The sequence below is a fragment of the Sporosarcina sp. SAFN-010 genome (assembly GCF_059415065.1).
This window is the reverse complement of sequence record NZ_JBPFDS010000008.1, coordinates 101,432-119,835: the sequence shown is the minus strand read 5'-3', so window position 1 is coordinate 119,835 and position 18,404 is coordinate 101,432. Positions and strand designations below refer to the sequence as shown.

The 18,404-nt window shown below is 43.2% G+C and carries 20 protein-coding genes and 2 other annotated features; all 20 genes read right to left on the bottom strand.

Annotated elements, in window-relative coordinates; translation table 11 throughout:
* Window positions 1-20 precede the first annotated feature (20 nt).
* On the bottom strand, window positions 21-3,563 hold the full coding sequence (rpoB, locus tag ACR65F_RS10790) for a DNA-directed RNA polymerase subunit beta (RefSeq protein ID WP_197054107.1): 3,543 nt from the start codon (window positions 3,561-3,563) through the stop codon (window positions 21-23).
* 302 nt (window positions 3,564-3,865) lie between these two features.
* Window positions 3,866-4,468, bottom strand: coding sequence for a class I SAM-dependent methyltransferase (locus ACR65F_RS10785; RefSeq protein WP_039043321.1), 603 nt, complete (start codon window positions 4,466-4,468; stop codon window positions 3,866-3,868).
* Window positions 4,469-4,565: 97 nt separating this feature from the next.
* Window positions 4,566-4,928, bottom strand: a complete 363-nt coding sequence (rplL, locus tag ACR65F_RS10780; protein WP_039043322.1) for a 50S ribosomal protein L7/L12 — start codon at window positions 4,926-4,928, stop codon at window positions 4,566-4,568.
* Window positions 4,929-4,989: 61 nt separating this feature from the next.
* On the bottom strand, window positions 4,990-5,490 hold the full coding sequence (gene rplJ, locus ACR65F_RS10775; protein ID WP_039043323.1) for a 50S ribosomal protein L10: 501 nt from the start codon (window positions 5,488-5,490) through the stop codon (window positions 4,990-4,992).
* A 37-nt stretch (window positions 5,491-5,527) separates the two neighbouring features.
* Window positions 5,528-5,676, bottom strand: a sequence feature (ribosomal protein L10 leader region).
* A 42-nt stretch (window positions 5,677-5,718) separates the two neighbouring features.
* Window positions 5,719-6,417 (bottom strand): 50S ribosomal protein L1, encoded by a 699-nt coding sequence (gene rplA / locus ACR65F_RS10770; RefSeq protein WP_039043324.1) that lies wholly within the window; start codon window positions 6,415-6,417, stop codon window positions 5,719-5,721.
* A gap of 119 nt (window positions 6,418-6,536) precedes the next feature.
* Window positions 6,537-6,962, bottom strand: a complete 426-nt coding sequence (gene rplK, locus ACR65F_RS10765) for a 50S ribosomal protein L11 (protein WP_025782829.1) — start codon at window positions 6,960-6,962, stop codon at window positions 6,537-6,539.
* Between the two features lie 175 nt (window positions 6,963-7,137).
* On the bottom strand, window positions 7,138-7,674 hold the full coding sequence (nusG, locus tag ACR65F_RS10760) for a transcription termination/antitermination protein NusG (protein ID WP_440504445.1): 537 nt from the start codon (window positions 7,672-7,674) through the stop codon (window positions 7,138-7,140).
* 109 nt (window positions 7,675-7,783) lie between these two features.
* A complete protein-coding gene (secE, locus tag ACR65F_RS10755; RefSeq protein ID WP_025782831.1) occupies window positions 7,784-7,969 on the bottom strand; it encodes a preprotein translocase subunit SecE in 186 nt (61 codons plus the stop codon).
* A 54-nt stretch (window positions 7,970-8,023) separates the two neighbouring features.
* Window positions 8,024-8,173 carry a 50S ribosomal protein L33 gene (rpmG, locus tag ACR65F_RS10750; protein ID WP_081759986.1) on the bottom strand — a complete coding sequence of 50 codons (150 nt, stop codon included), beginning with the start codon at window positions 8,171-8,173 and terminating at the stop codon, window positions 8,024-8,026.
* Between the two features lie 96 nt (window positions 8,174-8,269).
* Entirely contained in the window at window positions 8,270-8,920 is a 651-nt protein-coding gene (sigH, locus tag ACR65F_RS10745; RefSeq protein ID WP_025782832.1) for an RNA polymerase sporulation sigma factor SigH, read from the bottom strand.
* Window positions 8,921-8,989: 69 nt separating this feature from the next.
* On the bottom strand, window positions 8,990-9,505 hold the full coding sequence (locus tag ACR65F_RS10740; RefSeq protein ID WP_039043325.1) for an NYN domain-containing protein: 516 nt from the start codon (window positions 9,503-9,505) through the stop codon (window positions 8,990-8,992).
* Window positions 9,502-10,239, bottom strand: coding sequence for a 23S rRNA (guanosine(2251)-2'-O)-methyltransferase RlmB (gene rlmB, locus ACR65F_RS10735; protein WP_440504444.1), 738 nt, complete (start codon window positions 10,237-10,239; stop codon window positions 9,502-9,504). The genes ACR65F_RS10740 and rlmB overlap by 4 nt, the downstream gene beginning before the upstream one ends.
* A 10-nt stretch (window positions 10,240-10,249) precedes the next feature.
* Window positions 10,250-10,678 (bottom strand): Mini-ribonuclease 3, encoded by a 429-nt coding sequence (locus ACR65F_RS10730; protein WP_440504424.1) that lies wholly within the window; start codon window positions 10,676-10,678, stop codon window positions 10,250-10,252.
* Window positions 10,675-12,075, bottom strand: a complete 1,401-nt coding sequence (gene cysS, locus ACR65F_RS10725; RefSeq protein ID WP_440504423.1) for a cysteine--tRNA ligase — start codon at window positions 12,073-12,075, stop codon at window positions 10,675-10,677. Before cysS ends, ACR65F_RS10730 begins: the two co-directional genes overlap by 4 nt.
* Window positions 12,072-12,740: a serine O-acetyltransferase gene (cysE, locus tag ACR65F_RS10720; protein WP_039043328.1), complete on the bottom strand. Its 669-nt coding sequence runs from the start codon at window positions 12,738-12,740 to the stop codon at window positions 12,072-12,074. Before cysE ends, cysS begins: the two co-directional genes overlap by 4 nt.
* 44 nt (window positions 12,741-12,784) lie before the next feature.
* Window positions 12,785-13,010: a binding site (T-box leader), on the bottom strand.
* Window positions 13,011-13,074: 64 nt separating this feature from the next.
* Complete coding sequence (gene gltX, locus ACR65F_RS10715; protein ID WP_039043329.1) at window positions 13,075-14,535, bottom strand: glutamate--tRNA ligase; 1,461 nt, start codon at window positions 14,533-14,535, stop codon at window positions 13,075-13,077.
* 65 nt (window positions 14,536-14,600) lie between these two features.
* A complete protein-coding gene (gene ispF, locus ACR65F_RS10710) occupies window positions 14,601-15,077 on the bottom strand; it encodes a 2-C-methyl-D-erythritol 2,4-cyclodiphosphate synthase (protein ID WP_039043330.1) in 477 nt (158 codons plus the stop codon).
* The gene (ispD, locus tag ACR65F_RS10705) at window positions 15,077-15,769 is read right to left on the bottom strand and encodes a 2-C-methyl-D-erythritol 4-phosphate cytidylyltransferase (protein ID WP_039043331.1); all 693 of its coding nucleotides are present in this window, start codon (window positions 15,767-15,769) and stop codon (window positions 15,077-15,079) included. Before ispD ends, ispF begins: the two co-directional genes overlap by 1 nt.
* Window positions 15,770-15,795: 26 nt before the next feature.
* Entirely contained in the window at window positions 15,796-16,896 is a 1,101-nt protein-coding gene (locus ACR65F_RS10700; protein WP_039043332.1) for a PIN/TRAM domain-containing protein, read from the bottom strand.
* Between the two features lie 134 nt (window positions 16,897-17,030).
* On the bottom strand, window positions 17,031-18,404 hold the full coding sequence (gene radA / locus ACR65F_RS10695; protein WP_039043333.1) for a DNA repair protein RadA: 1,374 nt from the start codon (window positions 18,402-18,404) through the stop codon (window positions 17,031-17,033).

Here is an 18,404-nt window from a genome sequence, read left to right as displayed (position 1 = left end):
TATTAACTTTCGCTTACGAATCAGACTGGCTGGTCTTCCTTCATAAGGTTTAACGCATCCGTTGGCTGCATATCATCGTCTTCTTCTAAGTCACGTAATTCAATTTCCTCGAAGTCTTCGGATAGCATTTTAACATCCAATCCAAGACTTTGAAGTTCTTTAATTAGAACTTTAAAGGATTCTGGTACGCCTGGTTGAGGAACGCTGTCGCCTTTTACAATTGCTTCATACGTTTTCACTCGACCTACAACGTCATCCGACTTCACTGTCAAGATTTCTTGAAGTGTATAAGCCGCACCATAAGCCTCGAGTGCCCAAACTTCCATCTCTCCGAAACGCTGTCCACCGAACTGTGCTTTACCGCCGAGTGGTTGTTGCGTAACCAATGAGTATGGTCCCGTAGAACGGGCGTGAAGTTTGTCATCAACCATGTGGGCAAGTTTGATCATGTACATGATTCCGACAGAAACACGGTTGTCGAACGCTTCACCAGAACGACCATCATAAAGAACAGTCTTTCCGTCGCGATCCATTCCCGCTTCTTCCATCGTATCCCATACATCTTGTTCGTTCGCACCATCAAATACAGGAGAAGCCATGTGAACGCCTAGCGCACGGCCAGCCATTCCAAGGTGCATCTCGAGTACCTGTCCGATGTTCATACGTGATGGTACACCTAGTGGGTTAAGCATGACATCTACTGGTGTTCCGTCAGGCATAAATGGCATATCAGATTCAGGTAGAATCCGTGAGATAACCCCTTTGTTACCATGACGTCCGGCCATCTTATCTCCAACAGAGATTTTACGTTTCTGAACGATGTAAACACGAACTAGTTGGTTTACGCCAGGTGCGAGTTCATCGCCATCTTCACGATTGAACACTTTCACATCAAGAACGATACCACCCGCTCCGTGAGGTACACGAAGTGATGTATCACGAACTTCACGCGCTTTCTCACCGAAGATTGCATGTAGAAGACGTTCTTCTGCAGTTAGTTCCGTTACACCCTTAGGCGTTACTTTACCAACCAAGATATCTCCATCATGAACTTCAGCACCAATACGGATAATTCCACGGTCATCTAAGTTGCGAAGTGCATCTTCACCGATGTTCGGAATATCACGTGTGATTTCTTCTGGTCCAAGTTTTGTATCACGAGCATCTGATTCATATTCTTCAATATGGACAGAAGTGAAGACGTCATCTTTAACAAGACGCTCACTCATGATGATTGCATCCTCGTAGTTGTAACCATCCCATGTCATGAAAGCAATAAGGATATTTTGACCAAGAGCCATTTCTCCATTTTCCATTGACGGACCGTCTGCGAGAATATCTTTCTTAGAAACCCGATCCCCAACACTGACGATTGGACGTTGGTTGTAACAAGTTCCTTGGTTTGAACGAATGAAGTTCGATAGACGGTAGACGTCAAGGTCACCCTTAACTTCTTTTCCTTCAATCGTGTTAATACGACGAACGCGGATTTCTTTCGCTTCAACGTGTTCAACGATTCCTTCGTGCTTCGATACAACGGCAGCTCCAGAGTCACGTGCTGATACGTGCTCCATTCCTGTACCTACGAAAGGTGCTTTCGGGTTCAGAAGTGGTACTGCTTGTCGTTGCATGTTCGCTCCCATAAGCGCACGGTTGGAGTCATCATTTTCCAAGAACGGAATACATGCTGTTGCCGCAGAGACAACCTGCTTTGGAGATACGTCCATGTAATCAATCTGATCACGCTTGAATACAGTGTTATCACCTTGGAAACGTCCTACTACTTCTTCATTAACAAATGAACCGTCTTCGTTCAGAAGTGCATTGGCTTGAGCAACTACATAGTTATCTTCCAAGTCAGCAGTTAGATAGTCGATACGTGATGTCACGCGTCCAGTATCCGGATCTACTTTCCGATAAGGAGTCTCAATAAATCCAAACTTATTTACTTTCGCAAATGTAGAAAGGGTATTAATAAGCCCGATATTCGGTCCCTCTGGCGTCTCGATTGGACACATACGACCGTAGTGGGAGTAGTGAACGTCACGTACTTCCATTCCAGCACGTTCACGTGTTAAACCACCGGGTCCTAGTGCAGATAGTCTACGCTTATGCGTCAGCTCTGCGAGTGGGTTTGTTTGGTCCATGAACTGGGATAACTGAGAGCTACCAAAGAACTCTTTAATAGACGCGATAACAGGTCTGATGTTAATCAGTTGTTGAGGTACAATCGATTGCGTGTCATTAATGGACATACGTTCCTTGACCACGCGTTCCATACGAGACAAACCGATACGGAATTGGTTTTGCAGAAGTTCCCCGACAGAACGGAGACGTCTGTTCCCTAGATGGTCGATGTCATCAGTTGCGCCTACTCCGTGTAGCAAGTTGAAGAAGAAGCTGATGGAAGCGATGATATCCGAAGGTGTAACATGCTTAATAGAATCGTCAATTACGCCATTAGAAATGACATTAATGATTTGTCCTTCTTCGCCTTTTGGAGCGTAGATTTTCACAGATTGAATGCGAATGTCGTCTTCTAACACGCCGCCCATCTGTTTCAAATCTTCTACTCCCACCCCTTTTTCAAAATAAGGAAGTAATTTATCCAACATACGACGATCAATTAGTTGTCCTTTTTCAATGAGAATTTCTCCTGTTTCAGGGTCCGCAAGAGTTTCTGCAATTGTTTGGTTGAACAAACGATTTTGAAGGTGTAGTTTTTTGTTCATTTTATAGCGACCGACATTTGCTAAATCATAACGTTTAGCGTCAAAGAAGCGAGAAAACAGTAAGTTTTTCGCGCTATCTAAAGTCGGTGGTTCACCCGGACGTAAACGCTCATAAATTTCAAGAAGTGCTTTCTCCGAGTTTTCCGTATTATCTTTTTCAAGAGAGTTTCGGAGGTATTCATTATCACCGATTAGATCGATAATCTCCTGATCACTTGAAAAACCAAGGGCACGTAAGAGGACAGTAATTGGCAGTTTGCGAGTGCGATCGATCCGAACATGAACAACATCTTTTGCGTCTGTTTCGTATTCAAGCCATGCTCCACGGTTAGGTATGACTGTTGCACCAAATCCGCGTTTACCATTTTTGTCTGTCTTATCGTTGAAATATACGCTAGGTGATCGGACGAGCTGAGAAACGATAACCCGCTCAGCACCATTGATAATAAAAGTACCATTCTCTGTCATTAACGGGAAATCACCCATAAAGACATCTTGCTCTTTGACATCATCAGTTTCTTTATTGTGCAAACGGACTTTCACCCGAAGTGGCGCAGCGTATGTTACGTCGCGTTCTTTTGACTCATCCACTGGATATTTAGGCTCGCCAAGCTGATAATCGACAAATTCCAATGACAGATTTCCGGTAAAGTCTTGGATAGGAGAAATATCGTGGAACATTTCCCGCAGTCCCTCTTCCAAAAACCACTCATAAGATTCCGTCTGAATTTCAATCAGATTCGGCAGATCAAGTACTTCGCTAATTCTCGCGAAACTTCTGCGCTGACGGTGTTGACCATACTGAACTAAGTGATTTGTCAACTCTTTCACCCCTCATAAGACATTAATAGAGCTAGTTTAGTCCCCTGGCAATTTCGGGCCGGTTCGAAATTAGCGCCAAGTCTAACCAAACACCTCATAAAAGTCTTTTCGAAATCAAAAAAATAGTGTATGATATCGAAAAAACAAAAAGAAAACGAGTTCCGGCTAGAGCTCATTTTCGATTTACCAATCTTTTATCCAACGTCAGTATACCTAACATTTTCATTACTTATGCAAATGCATAAAAAGGCACACGAATGCAGTATATTTATTGTTGCATTTCATAATGCTATCACAAGGCTTACACGGCGTCAATGTTTTTTTGACTTAATGATGTAATAGCCCTTGCTTTTCTCCACAATTTCTGCATTACCGAATAACTCCTCTAATCTCGCAATAGTTGAAGGAGCCCCCTGCTTTTTCTGAATAACCACCCAGAGTTCGCCACCAATAGCTAAGCGCTCACTTGCTTGATCATAAATTTTAAAAACAGTTTCTTTCCCAGCTCGAATCGGAGGATTCGTTAATATCGAAGCGAACTCTTTTGTTTCAACATCATCTAACGCATCACTGGCATAAATTTTGACGTTTTCAATATTATTTTTTTGGGAATTGGTCCGGGATAGAGCTAATGCACGTTCGTTCACGTCCACCATCTGGATCGTCCGGTCTTTTAACAATGAAGCAATAGAAATTCCTACTGGTCCGTATCCACACCCCACATCAAGAATATCCCCCTCAATGTCCGGAGCACAGAATGCATCGATGAGTAGACGTGAACCAAAGTCCACTTCCCCTTTACTAAATACGCCTGCATCAGTTACAAAAACAAAGCTAGTTCCGCGCAAATTCGTTTGCCATTGTTTCGGCTCGCTTTTCACATCGGGATTTTTCGAATAGTAATGCTCAGCCATCTGAATGCCCCCTACTGTTCACTTATTAAATCCGGGTATAAAAAAAACGAAGAAAAACCCGTCGACAAAGACGAGGTTTTTCTTCGTAGTCCACTAATTACTTAACTTCTACAGAAGCGCCTACTTCTTCAAGCTTAGCTTTAAGTTCTTCAGCTTCAGCTTTTTCTACGCCTTCTTTGATAGCTTTAGGTGCGTTATCAACAACTTCTTTCGCTTCTTTCAAGCCTAGGCCAGTGATTTCGCGAACGACTTTGATGACTTTGATTTTTTGGTCTCCAGCTGCTGCTAGAACTACGTCGAATTCAGTCTGCTCAGCTGCTGCTTCTCCAGCACCAGCGCCAGCCATAGCTACAGGAGCTGCAGCAGTTACGCCAAATTCTTCTTCGATTGCTTTTACTAGGTCGTTAAGTTCAAGAACTGTCATTTCTTTGATAGCGCCTAAGATTTGTTCGTTAGTCATTATAGTTCCTCCTAATGGGTATGTTTTGCGAGTTAGCTCGCTAATTGGTCAAGATGCGATATTACGCGCCTTGTTCTTCTTTTTGGTCTGCAACGGCTTTTGTAGCCAATGCGAAGTTGCGCATTGGAGCTTGAAGCACGCTGAGTAGCATAGAGAGAAGTCCTTCGCGTGAAGGAAGAGTCGCCAATGCTTTTACTTCTTCAACAGAAGCAAGTGCACCTTCGATGACACCAGCTTTGATTTCCAAAGCTTCGTTGTCTTTAGCGAAGTTGTTGATGATTTTTGCGGGTGCGATTACATCTTCAGTTGAAAACGCGATAGCGTTCGGTCCTGTAAGATGCTCGTTAAGTCCTTCAAGACCTGATGTTTCAGCCGCACGGCGAGCCATCGAGTTTTTGTAGACTTTGAATTCAACGCCTGCTTCACGAAGTTGCTTACGAAGTTCAGTTACTTGCGCAACGTTAAGACCACGATAGTCAACAACGACCATTGAAGCAGATGCTTTCATCTTGTCCGCGATTTCAGTTACTACTGCTTGTTTCGCTTCTAATACTTTGCTCATCTTGACACCTCCTGTTTAGTGTAGGGGCATTTATACCATATGCATAAAAAACCCTCCGATCTGACTAGCAGACGGAGGGTTGGAAAGTCGTCATCTTTTTACTGTTAAAAAGAGCGTCTTGTCCCTCGGCAGGAATATTAAGTGGATGCCCACTCCTGCTGTCTGCGGTACAAATCGTATATTGCAACAAACGTTATCCTACCAAACGATAGGGCGTATGTCAACTAATTATTTTACATTTACTGAAGAAGGGTTGATCTTTACAGCAGGTCCCATTGTAGTTGTTAAGTTAACAGACTTCATGTAAGTACCTTTTGCTGCAGCCGGTTTAGCCTTCTGGATTACTTCAAATACAGTTGAAAGGTTTTCTGCAAGTTTTTCGTTATCGAAAGAAACTTTACCGATTGGAGCGTGGATAATTCCAGCTTTGTCCGCACGATATTCAACCTTACCTGCTTTGATTTCTTGAACTGCTTTTGTAACGTCGAATGTCACTGTGCCAGTTTTCGGGTTCGGCATAAGACCTTTTGGTCCAAGTACACGTCCGATTTTACCAACTTCACCCATCATATCAGGAGTCGCTACGATTACATCGAAATCGAACCATCCTTGTTGGATTTTAGTGATGTATTCAGCATCGCCTACAAAGTCAGCGCCTGCTGCTTCAGCTTCTTTAAGCTTTTCACCTTTAGCGAAAACGAGTACACGTTGTGTTTTACCAGTTCCATTAGGCAGTACAACTGCTCCACGGATTTGCTGATCATTTTTACGCGTGTCGATTCCTAGACGGAAAGCCACTTCTACTGTTGCATCAAAGTTTGTCGTGCTTGTCTTTTTAGCGAGTTCGATCGCTTCTGTTAAGTCGTATGCCGTTGTGCGGTCAACAAGCTTTGCAGCTTCTACGAACTTCTTACCTCTTTTAGCCATCAGATATTTCCTCCTCGATTGTGGTTTTAGCGGAATAAACCTCCCACGATTAAGGGTTGCCGTGTTCTATAGAACAACCGCAACCCCCATAAAAACATACAATAGAATTAGGTTTCAGATCAGTCTTCGATCGTGATTCCCATACTGCGAGCAGTACCTTCAACCATTGCCATCGCTGCTTCAACTGATGCAGCATTCAAATCTTGCATTTTTTGTTCAGCGATTTCTTTAACTTGATCACGTTTCACGACAGCAACTTTCTTCTTGTTCGGTTCGCCTGAACCCTTTTGGATTTTAGCTGCAACCTTCAACAATACTGCTGCTGGCGGAGTTTTTGTGATGAATGTAAATGAACGATCTTCGAATACAGTGATTTCAACAGGAATAATAAGACCTGCTTGGTCAGATGTACGCGCATTGAATTCTTTACAGAATCCCATGATATTGACACCTGCCTGACCGAGCGCCGGCCCGACTGGCGGTGCTGGATTTGCTTTTCCTGCTGGAATTTGCAATTTCACAAGCTTGATTACTTTTTTAGCCACGAGACACACCTCCTTAAGTCCGTGATGTGGTATTTGGGTTGCCCCTCCCACTCAATATGTGCCTGCCGGCAAATGCCGGTAGAATTTTGTTAAGACGTTCAGACATTTCTATGTCTGACCTTTGAAATAATATCACTATTCCACAGGATTTGCAAGAGGGAACAAATTAATTTTTTCAGCTTGTTCGTTCAACTTGTTCAAAGTCGAGTTCCATATTCGTTTCGCGACCGAACATGTCTACAGATACTTTGACTTTCCCTTGGTCAAGTTCGATTTCTTCAACTTTACCTTGGAACCCAGCGAATGGTCCTTCTAATACCTCAACCATTTCACCAATTTCAAAATCGACTTCCAATTTACGATCCTTCACACCCATTTGTTTCAAGATGAATGTCACTTCTTCAGGAAGTAATGGTGTCGGTTTTGCTCCACCACCTGATGAACCGATGAATCCTGTGACTCCTGGAGTGTTCCGCACAACATACCACGAATCATCCGTCATTATAATTTCTACAAGAACATAACCAGGGAAGGTTTTACGCATTATCGTCCGCTTTTTACCTTCTTTGAAATCTGTTTCTTCTTCTTCTGGAACAATCACGCGGAAGATCTTATCTTGCATCCCCATTGTTTCAACGCGCTTTTCAAGATTTGCTTTCACTTTGTTTTCATACCCTGAGTACGTATGGACGACGTACCAATTTTTCTCCATTTCCATATCGATGAGGACTGCTCGTCCGTCCCTCCTTTTTTGTTCAAATGAAAAAACCCGCTCTTTCAGTTAGACGGGATATTTTCAGTATGCGATTCAAAGTACTCTATTATAACGAAACATACCATTCCATTACTCGTGACAAGCCAAGATCCACGAGACCAAAATAGACGGCCATGAAAACTACTGTACTGATAACCACGATAGTGTAGCGAGTCAGTTCTTTACGTTTCGGCCAGCTGACTTTCCGCATTTCCGTGACAACATTTTTAAAGAAACTTGTTATCTTACCCATTCTTTTACAAACCTCCGAATAGTAGATATGACGGCCTCAAGTCTAGCCAGACCCTCACGCTGTTTGTCTGTGTAACGTATGCTCGTTGCAATGACTGCAGTGTTTCTTCAGAACCAGCCGTTCAGTTGTTTTATTACTGCTAGCCGGAAGTGAATAGTTTCTGGAGCCGCATTTTTCACAGCTTACTACAATTTTTTTAGACATATCTAGTGAACACCTAGTCTTTCCATAGTCTTGATAAAGAGTACCACCTAACCTATTCCCTGTCAATGCAAGGATAGTCAGAAAATTGGCGATGCTTCACGTAACAACATCAACCTGCATGTATCTTTCGAGCTTCCGTTTAATGCGCTGTAATGCATTATCCACCGATTTGACTTGACGATTTAGTTCTTCAGAGATTTCTTGATAAGACTGACCATCCAAATAGAGACCGAGCACTTCTTTTTCAAGACTGCTCAAGACTTTGTTCATCTCCACTTCCATTTGAACAAAGTTCTCTTTGTAAATCATTAAGTCTTCAGGATCATCGTTCACTGAACCCGTCAGAACATCCATTAACGTACGATCTGATTCTTCGTCATATACAGGCTTGTCCAAAGATACAGATGAATTAAGAGGAATGTGTTTTTGCCTAGTAGCTGTTTTTATGGCCGTGATGATCTGCCGTTTAATACATAGTTCAGCAAATCCTTTAAACGAGCTAAGCCGATCTTCACGGAAGTCACGAATTGCTTTATATAACCCAATCATACCTTCTTGGATTATATCTTCCTTGTCCCCGCCCATCATGAAGTAAGAACGCGCTTTCATCCTAACAAATGATTGATATTTAGTAATGAGAAAGTCGAGTGCATCTGTGTTTCCTTCTTGAATAATCCCGATTAATTGTTCATCGGAAAAGGTACTGAAGTCTACTGTTCTAGGTGCATAAGCTGTCTTTTCCGCCATTCCCCATCACTCCGGTTTATCATACTAGTTAGTCAATTATAGCGTAAAGGATTTTTTTGCGTCAACCGCTCATCCGTTCCCCCTGCGCCATTTTTCAAAAACTTCCGCCACTTCCTGTGATAATTGTATCTTGGAAAAGGAGCGATCCTCTTGGATTTCACGCACTTTCGCTGAAATGATTTTATGAATTTCCTGCATTTCAATCTCTAATTCGCGTGCAGAAATCCTTAAAGCCCCTTGACCAAAAATGATCCATTGTTCGGTAAGATCTGAAGTCGCCACATGAAGTTGGACGGTCCGTTTAGATAATTCAGCAACTAATTTTTCGATACGTTCATCAGCAGTTTCATTCTCTCTTGTAAAAACAACTTCTACTCTGGAACGTTTCTCTTTGTTTTCAATTCCCGGCACAAGATATGCATCAAATACCAAAATTACTCGCCAACCTTTAAATGCTTGGTATTCTGCTAGTTGATCAATTAAACGGTCACGCGCCTCTGCAAGTTTGAGGCTTTTTAACTCCCGCAATTCTGGCCACGCACCAATGATGTTATAACCATCGACTAGCAGGATGTCTTTTTTCATGGGGTCGACGGGCTCGGTAACCGCTTGCGTAACACTTCGTACATAAGCAGTGAAGCCGCTACAGAAGCGTTAAGTGACGTGACATGACCACGCATTGGCAAATGGTACAGAAAATCACATTTTTCTTTCAGTAAACGAGACATTCCTTTTCCTTCACTACCAATAATGACGGCAAGTGGAAGTGTCGCATCCATTGTTCGATAATCTGCAGATCCTTTTGCATCTGTTCCAGCAATCCAGACGCCTTTCTTCTTCAACTCATCCACGGTTTGCCCTAAATTCACAACACGAACGACTGGTACATGTTCAATCGCACCTGTCGAAGCTTTTGCAACAACACCAGTAAGACCAACTGATCGTCTCTTCGGAATGATGATTCCGTGTACACCGACAGCGTCAGCGGTACGTAGAATCGATCCAAGGTTATGAGGATCTTCTAATTCATCCAATAACAAAATGAACGGGTCTTCGCCGCGTTGCTCCGCGATTGAAAAAATATCATCAAGCTCGGCATACGTATATGCAGCAACCGAAGCGACGATGCCTTGATGATTCACATCCAACAACTGGTCAAGCTTCTTTTTAGGGACGGCTTGTACAACTACACCCGCCTTTTTAGCAAGCGTTGTAATCTCTCCGATACTTTGCTTATTTAAACCTTCAGCAATCCAGATCTTATTCAACTCTCGTCCTGAACGTAATGCTTCTACAACCGGATTTTTGCCTCCGATCATTTCAGTTGTTTCAGTTTCTGACACGGTCTTCTCCTCCTTCAACAAATTCAATAGCCTTACAAATGAATTCTGCCGTTCTTTCTCTTTCTTCCAACAAATATAAATAACCGACGACCGCTTCAAATGCAGAACTGTGATTGTACGTAATAACATCTGTATTTTTGGGCACTGATCCTGATTTCGCGTTTCTCCCTCGTCTCATGACCGCCATCTCTTCGTCAGTTAAAAAATTCTCATCTATCATTGCACGCAAAATGGCTGCCTGCGCTTTCGCAGAAACAAATTGGGTCGCTTCCTTGTGTAGGATATTCGGTTTTACACGACCTGATCGCAGGAGATGCTCTCGCACCGCCTGCTCATAGACCGCATCTCCCATATAGGCAAGGGATAGTGCTTTTAGCTGACGAACGTCTGCTGGACGTAGACTGTAGTCACTCATGATCGTTTCCACCGAACACCTTGTGCAGTATCTTCTAACAGGATGCCCTGATCTTTCAATTCATCACGGATTGCATCTGCACGAGCGAAGTCACGATTTTTGCGCGCTTCTAAACGTTCCTCAATCAACTGATCGATCGCTTCATCATGCAATTCATCTTTCTCCTTGAACGGCAACCCAAGAACACCCATCAACTGATTGAATGTATTCAAAAATGCTTCCAGCACTACTTTTTCAGTATTCTTTTCGAGTAGATATACGTTCGCTAAGCTCGCAAGTTCAAAAACCACTGCAACACCATTAGCCGTATTGAAGTCGTCGTCCATCGCTTCTTCAAAAGCAGCCTGCTGCTCTTGGATTTTATGGAGCCAAATGTCATGCTGGTCCCCATTATCCGCAGATACGTCTAAACGGTGTTCAACATTTTGATAGGCAGTTCGTATACGATCCAAGCCATTCGATGCACTCTCTACTAAATCCTGAGAGAAGTTAACTGGAGAACGGTAGTGAACGGAAAGCATGAAGAATCGCAGCACTTGCGGGTCAATCTGTTGAATGATGTCGTGAACTGTTACAAAATTCCCAAGTGATTTAGACATTTTTTCATTATCAATATTTATATAGCCGTTGTGCATCCAATAGCGTGCAAACGTTTTGCCTGTCAGTGCTTCTGATTGGGCGATTTCGTTTTCGTGATGAGGGAACGTCAAGTCTTGCCCACCAGCGTGAATATCAATCGTATCACCGAGAAGCTGTCTTGCCATTACCGAACACTCGATATGCCAGCCTGGACGGCCTTCTCCCCAAGGGCTGCTCCATGAAATCTCACCAGGTTTTGCGGATTTCCATAAGACAAAGTCAAGAGCATCCTGTTTGCGTTCACTCGCTTGAATACGAGCACCGACTTTTAATTCGTCAATCGACTGATGCGATAACTTTCCATATCCATCAAACTTTCGAGTACGGAAATAGACGTCTCCTTCTGACTCATACGCATATTCTTTTTCGATTAATAGCGAAATGAAGTCAATTACATCTTGGATGTGATCGGTTACTCTGGGGTGCATATCCGCTTTCTTACAACCCAGTGCGCCCACATCTTCAAAATACGCTTGGATAAATCGTTCAGTTAACTCCGGTACTTCTTCACCAAGCTCATTTGCCGCTTTAATAATTTTGTCGTCCACATCTGTAAAATTAGAGACGAACTTCACGTTATAACCTCGATATTCCAAATACCTGCGGACCGTATCAAAGGCGATGACCGGACGGGCATTCCCGATATGAATGTAGTTGTAGACAGTCGGACCACACACGTACATTTTCACTTCTCCTTCAGTGATTGGAACAAACGGTTCTTTCTTACGTGTCAACGTATTGTATAGTTGGATTGTCATCGGTCCTCATCCTTTTCATCACGAATTTGTTTTTCTATTTTCAATTCAATTAGTTGCTGTTCTAATTGCGAAATCCTGTCTTCCATGGAGGAACACAATTCAGAGACAGGGTCAGGCAAATTATGATTCAGTCGATCTTTTACACGGACGCCGTTGGAAATTACAACTTTCCCTGGAATCCCAACAACTGTCGATTCTGCTGGCACATCTTTTAACACGACAGAACCGGCTCCAACTTTACTGTTTTCACCAATAATAATATTTCCAAGCACTTTAGCACCCGTAGCGACTAGAACTTTGTCATGGAGAGTCGGGTGTCTTTTCCCTTTTTCCTTACCTGTTCCACCTAACGTGACACCTTGATAGATAGTGACATCATCGCCTATTTCACATGTTTCACCAATCACAATGCCCATACCATGGTCGATGAATAATCTTTTCCCGATCTTAGCCCCAGGGTGGATTTCAATCCCCGTAAAGAAGCGGCTCATTTGGGAAAGCACCCTGGCTGCGAAGTGCATATTCCTTTTAAACAGAGCATGTGCGATACGATGTGACCATATGGCATGTAATCCTGAGTAGGTCAGCACGACCTCGATCGTACTCCGAGCAGCGGGGTCTTGATCAAAGATGCAACGAATGTCTTCTTTCATTCTGGAAAACATATCGGTCCCCCTTTTCTGTAAAAAAAAATACGCCCCTGTCTAATGACAGAGACGCAGATATTGCGTGGTTCCACTCTTTTTTTGAAAAGGAACAGGTAACTTCCTTTTCACTCGACGTCTGTAACGCAGACGATACGTCCGGCTTACTGAATTTCAGCCTGGCGCTCAAAGGTGCATTTCTGTAAAACGGATGACCCAGATCTCTTTCAGCCAATGGAGATCTTCTCTGAAGGGTGTGTTTTACATACTTCTCCTCTTCAACGCTTTATTTATAATCGATACGTTCTTAGATTACTCTTATTGTACACGGCAGTTTCCGCTTGTCAACAAAGGCTTACTGAACAAACTTCTCAACGCGTGCAAGTGTCTTTTCCAAACCAAGCAATGCAATCGATTCCGGCAATTCGGGACCGTGTGCTTGACCAGTTGCGACTACACGAATTGGCATGAACAAGTTTTTCCCTTTATGGCCCGTTTCTTTTTGCACCGCTTTAATCGCCCCTTTGATCGATGGAGCATCGAATGTCTCAAGGTTCTCAAGCTGTTGCTTGAAAGAGGCCATCACTTCAGGAATTTGTTCCCCAGCCAAGATTTCTTTTGATTGTTCATCATACTCAACTGCGTCACTAAAGAATTGGGCAGAAAGCTCAACAATTTCAGCACCGTAACTTAACTGGCTATGATAAAGTGCGATTAAGTCATGAATCCATGCACTTTCTTCCGCTGTCATCTCTTCACTTACACGGCCCGCTTTCACTAGGTGCGGCAAAGTCAACGCCACGACTTCGTCAAGGCTTAGCTTTTTAATATATTGGTTATTCATCCACGTCAGTTTCTGCTTATCGAACATAGAAGGTGATTTCGATAGACGGCTCTCATCAAACTGTTCGATGAGCTCCTCTTTCGTGAACAACTCTTCTTCTCCAACAGGAGACCATCCAAGTAGCGCAAAGAAATTGAACATCGCTTCCGGTAAGAATCCAAGATCTTTATATTGAGAAATGAATTGAATAATGGACTCATCACGCTTGGACAACTTTTTGCGATCTTCATTGACGATGAGCGTCATATGCCCATAACGTGGTGCTTCCCATCCAAATGTATCAAATACCATGAGCTGTTTTGGCGTATTCGTCAAATGCTCTTCTCCGCGGAAAACGTGAGACATTTTCATCATATAGTCGTCAATGACAACTGCGAAGTTATACGTCGGAATACCGGTCGCTTTCACAAGTACCCAGTCGCCAATGTCCTTGGATTCGAATTGGACACTACCACGAACAAGGTCATCGATTGTGTACGTTACGTTTTCAGGAACACGCATACGAATTGTATAAGGCATACCCGCTGCTTCTTTTTGCACAACTTCTTCTGCGCTCAAATGACGACAAGTTCCTTTGTACATAGGTGCTGCAATACCTGAAGCTTTTTGTTTTTCTCGTTCTTCCTCAAGTTCCTCAGTTGTACAGAAACATTTATAAGCCGCACCCTTTTCAAGCATCTCTTCTGAATACTTCTTATACGTATCCAGACGTTCCATTTGACGATAGGGACTATACGGTCCACCGATATCAACAGACTCGTCGTGCTCGATTCCGAGCCACTTCAAATTTTCAAGCTGTGACAATTCCCCAGCTTCAATATTGCGAACCGTGTCAGTATCCTCAATCCGTACTATGAATTTCCCGCCGTGATGGCGAGCGAACAAGTAGTTGAATAATGCGGTACGAGCTCCTCCGATATGTAAATGGCCTGTCGGGCTCGGCGCATAGCGCACACGTACTTCTGCTGTCATGACTAGACATCTCCGTTCTGTTAGTTCAAATAATAATTACTTGTATAGACTAGTTTACCAAAAACTTAAGCTTTCACCAAAAGAATCGCCGCAAGAGATGCAATTCCTTCTTCTCTTCCGACAAACCCTAATTTTTCTGTTGTAGTCGCTTTGACATTCACTTGACTAGGATCTGCATGCAGTAAAGAGGCTACGCGGTTTTTGATGGTTTCAATATGCGGAGCCATTTTAGGTTGCTGTGCCATGATTGTACAATCCACGTTACCTAGCGTATAACCTTCTTCTTCTACCAACTTCCAGACTTCTTGAAGTAGAACTGCTGAATCAGCATCTTTAAAAGCGGCATCTGTATCTGGAAAGTGATGACCAATATCCCCTTTACCAATCGCTCCTAGTGCTGCATCTGTAATGGTGTGCAATAGGACATCTGCGTCTGAGTGACCGATTAACCCTTTAGTATGGGGAATTGTAACCCCACCGATAATCAGTGGGCGCCCCTCTGCAAATTCATGTACGTCAAAACCTTGTCCAATTCGTATCATTATACCGTCTCCTCAAGCCTTTTTTTCAACAAGTATCCACCATAAGCAAGATCCTCTGGTGTCGTCATTTTAATATTATCGTACGTACTTTCAACGATGCGAACTTCATAGCCTGCATGCTCTGCAAGCATCGCTTCGTCTGTCCCTAAAAAGCTTTCTTGTTCAGCTTTTTGAGAAGCGTCTTTCAAAACTTCATAACGAAACGCTTGTGGAGTTTGAATGACCCATAAGCGTTCGCGATCTGCCGTTTCTTCAATTACGCCATTATTCACATACTTCATCGTATCTTTCGCCTTCACGCCAGCTACCGCGCCTCCATGCCGTGATGCACTAATCACAAGTTCATGGATGACATCTTGTTTGATGAAAGGACGAGCCGCATCATGAACGAGGACAATCCCATCGTTTTGATGGGATGTAAGACATGCTTTTACGCTATGTTGACGTTCGGTTCCGCCTTCAGGCAACGCACTTATTTTTGTTATTTGCTCTTGCTGGATTATCGTTTCAATTGTGGCGCGTTCAGTTTCTTTCACCGCTAAAATGATTCCTGTACACCAAGGATCCTGCTGAAACACCGCCAACGTGTGAGCCAAAATCGTTTTCCCTTCAAGTTCAAGGAAAAGTTTGTTATGCCCTGCTCCCATCCGCGTTCCACTTCCGGCAGCAGGCATCATTACAGTATAGTCCATCATGACTCCTTTCTACTGGTCGTTGTTCAGTAAGATTTGGTTTGTTTACCATTTTTAGGTTTTGCAAAGATCATGCGACCTGCTGAAGTTTGCAACACACTCGTAACCACAACTTCTATTGCATTTCCAATAAAGTTCCGTCCATCTTCAATTACAATCATTGTACCGTCATCTAAGTAAGCAACGCCTTGATTGTGTTCTTTCCCGTCTTTAATGACGACTACGTGCATTTCTTCACCGGGAATTACAACAGGTTTAACAGCATTCGCAAGGTCATTAATATTCAACACAGATACTCCGTGTAAATCTGCAACTTTATTCAAGTTGAAATCGTTTGTCACGACGAGTCCATTCATTTTTTTAGCAAGCTTCACTAATTTCAAATCGACTTCAGCTACATTCGGGAAGTCTTCATCCGTAATCAGGATTTTCTTGCCATCCCCTTCTTGCAAACGGCGAAGCACATCCAAACCACGTCTTCCTTTTGTCCGCTTCAACGTATCCGCAGAATCCGCAATGTGCTGGAGCTCAGTTAAGACAAACTGGGATACGACCAATACACCTTCCAAGAATCCTGTGTCAACAATATCTGCAATGCGTCCGTCGATGATGACACTTGTATCAAGCACCTTGTAAACTGGATCTGTAGAAACGCCTGCTTCGGTTTCAGTTTCTTTTTTTCGTCCAACATTGCGTATCGAGAAAATCGCCGTCAAAAATTCATCTCGCTTTTTAAACCCGACTTGAAATCCTAAATACCCGAACAGTGCTGATAATAGGATTGGAAGCACTGATGTCACAACCGGAATTTGGATATTACTTAAACCCCAACCTGCCAAAAATGCGACGAACAAACCGATAATCAGACCGATTGAACCAAATAGTAAATCTAGAATCGGTGCTTTCATGAGTAGATCTTCTAACCACTTTATAAAATTGACAATAGGATCTGTCAAAAATGTGCTGAACACAAAGAGGAATAGTGCTCCTAAAATGGCTGCGACATATGGGTTATTAATGAACGGGGTTGCTGTGAAAGAAGATAATTGGAATAAGTACGGAAGAAACAATACACCAAGTGTTCCACCAACCAATAAGAACATAATTTGCACAACTCTTTTCAGCATTCGATCCACCTCCTTTTAGTAGTCCTATTATACATGTATTCCCTATTGATTGCTTTCTTGAACCTCAAAAACAAGGAATCCTGAACCTATAGTACAGGACTCCTGAAAACGCACAAAGTTCCTATCTTTCTTTATCACTGTGGCAAACAAAGATCGAGTGCATCTCGCACAGTTTCAACTCCAACGACTTGAATACCTTCTGGATAGTCCCATCCGCCGATGTTAGAGGCAGGAATGACCGCTCGTTCAAATCCAAGTTTCGCTGCTTCCCCAACCCGTTGTTCAATTCTGGAAACCCTTCGAACTTCACCAGTCAGTCCTACTTCTCCCATATAACAGTCAGAAGCCCGTACTGCGACGTCACGATAGCTGGAAACGATACTCATCAGGACAGCAAGGTCAATCGCAGGTTCGTCGAGTTTCACGCCACCCGCCACTTTAATATACGCATCCTGAGCTTGTAATAGCATTCCCATCCGTTTTTCCAATACCGCCATCAAAAGTGATACTCGATTTTGGTCTAGTCCCGTCGCCATCCTCTTTGGATAATTAAAACTAGATGGCGTTACAAGTGCCTGAATCTCCACAAGAATAGGGCGTGTCCCTTCCATTGAAGCAACAATGGTTGACCCAGCACCACCTTGAGAACGTTCCTGTATGAACATTTCCGATGGATTCAACACTTCTTTCAAACCGGCTTGCAGCATTTCAAAAATCGCTATTTCATTTGTTGAACCGAAACGATTTTTCACACTGCGCAAAATTCGGTATGTATGATGCCGCTCCCCTTCAAAATAAAGGACGGTATCCACCATATGTTCCAGCAAACGCGGACCTGCGATTTGTCCATCCTTAGTGACATGTCCAACTAGGAAAATCGCGATACCTTGTGTCTTTGCTATTTTCATTAACTCCGCTGTACATTCCCTTACCTGCGATACACTTCCTGGAGCAGAGGCGACTTCCGGGTGGTGGATAGTTTGGATAGAATCCACAATGACAAACTTCGGCTTAACATTATCAATCGTATCGTGAATAAGCGCAAGATCCGTTTCTGCGTAAATATATAGTTCATCAGACAAGACACCTAGACGTTGTGCACGAAGCTTAGTTTGCCGAATCGACTCTTCCCCTGAAATGTATAATACGCGCTCCTGTTGGTTCGCTAAAAGCGCTGACACTTGAAGCAACAATGTGGACTTCCCAATCCCCGGATCCCCACCAATCAAAACAAGCGATCCTGGAACAATTCCACCACCTAGTACACGATTCAATTCTTCCATTTCTGTACGGATTCTTGGCTCATCCTCTATCGCGACTGCATTGATAGGCATCGCTTTTTGCTTAACAGCGTCAGAATGCTGAAATGCCCCACGAGGTCCTTTTTGTACAATCTCCGTCTCTTCATCCATCGTGTTCCATTCACCGCACCCTGGACACCTTCCCATCCACTTAGGCGACTCATATCCGCATGATTTGCAAACGAATTTCGTTTTCTTTTTCGCCAT

Bases quoted from the DNA above. Each gene is read 5' to 3' on its own strand.
- ACR65F_RS10785 (WP_039043321.1), bottom strand. From the start codon at position 4,468: ATGGCTGAGCATTACTATTCGAAAAATCCCGATGTGAAAAGCGAGCCG.
- rplL (WP_039043322.1), bottom strand. From the start codon at position 4,928: ATGACTAACGAACAAATCTTAGGCGCTATCAAAGAAATGACAGTTCTT.
- rplJ (WP_039043323.1), bottom strand. From the start codon at position 5,490: ATGAGCAAAGTATTAGAAGCGAAACAAGCAGTAGTAACTGAAATCGCG.
- rplA (WP_039043324.1), bottom strand. From the start codon at position 6,417: ATGGCTAAAAGAGGTAAGAAGTTCGTAGAAGCTGCAAAGCTTGTTGAC.
- nusG (WP_440504445.1), bottom strand. From the start codon at position 7,674: ATGGAGAAAAATTGGTACGTCGTCCATACGTACTCAGGGTATGAAAAC.
- secE (WP_025782831.1), bottom strand. From the start codon at position 7,969: ATGGGTAAGATAACAAGTTTCTTTAAAAATGTTGTCACGGAAATGCGG.
- rpmG (WP_081759986.1), bottom strand. From the start codon at position 8,173: ATGTCTAAAAAAATTGTAGTAAGCTGTGAAAAATGCGGCTCCAGAAAC.
- sigH (WP_025782832.1), bottom strand. From the start codon at position 8,920: ATGGCGGAAAAGACAGCTTATGCACCTAGAACAGTAGACTTCAGTACC.
- ACR65F_RS10740 (WP_039043325.1), bottom strand. From the start codon at position 9,505: ATGAAAAAAGACATCCTGCTAGTCGATGGTTATAACATCATTGGTGCG.
- rlmB (WP_440504444.1), bottom strand. From the start codon at position 10,239: ATGATCGGAGGCAAAAATCCGGTTGTAGAAGCATTACGTTCAGGACGA.
- ACR65F_RS10730 (WP_440504424.1), bottom strand. From the start codon at position 10,678: ATGAGTGACTACAGTCTACGTCCAGCAGACGTTCGTCAGCTAAAAGCA.
- cysS (WP_440504423.1), bottom strand. From the start codon at position 12,075: ATGACAATCCAACTATACAATACGTTGACACGTAAGAAAGAACCGTTT.
- cysE (WP_039043328.1), bottom strand. From the start codon at position 12,740: ATGTTTTCCAGAATGAAAGAAGACATTCGTTGCATCTTTGATCAAGAC.
- gltX (WP_039043329.1), bottom strand. From the start codon at position 14,535: ATGACAGCAGAAGTACGTGTGCGCTATGCGCCGAGCCCGACAGGCCAT.
- ispF (WP_039043330.1), bottom strand. From the start codon at position 15,077: ATGATACGAATTGGACAAGGTTTTGACGTACATGAATTTGCAGAGGGG.
- ispD (WP_039043331.1), bottom strand. From the start codon at position 15,769: ATGGACTATACTGTAATGATGCCTGCTGCCGGAAGTGGAACGCGGATG.
- ACR65F_RS10700 (WP_039043332.1), bottom strand. From the start codon at position 16,896: ATGCTGAAAAGAGTTGTGCAAATTATGTTCTTATTGGTTGGTGGAACA.
- radA (WP_039043333.1), bottom strand. From the start codon at position 18,404: ATGGCGAAAAAGAAAACGAAATTCGTTTGCAAATCATGCGGATATGAG.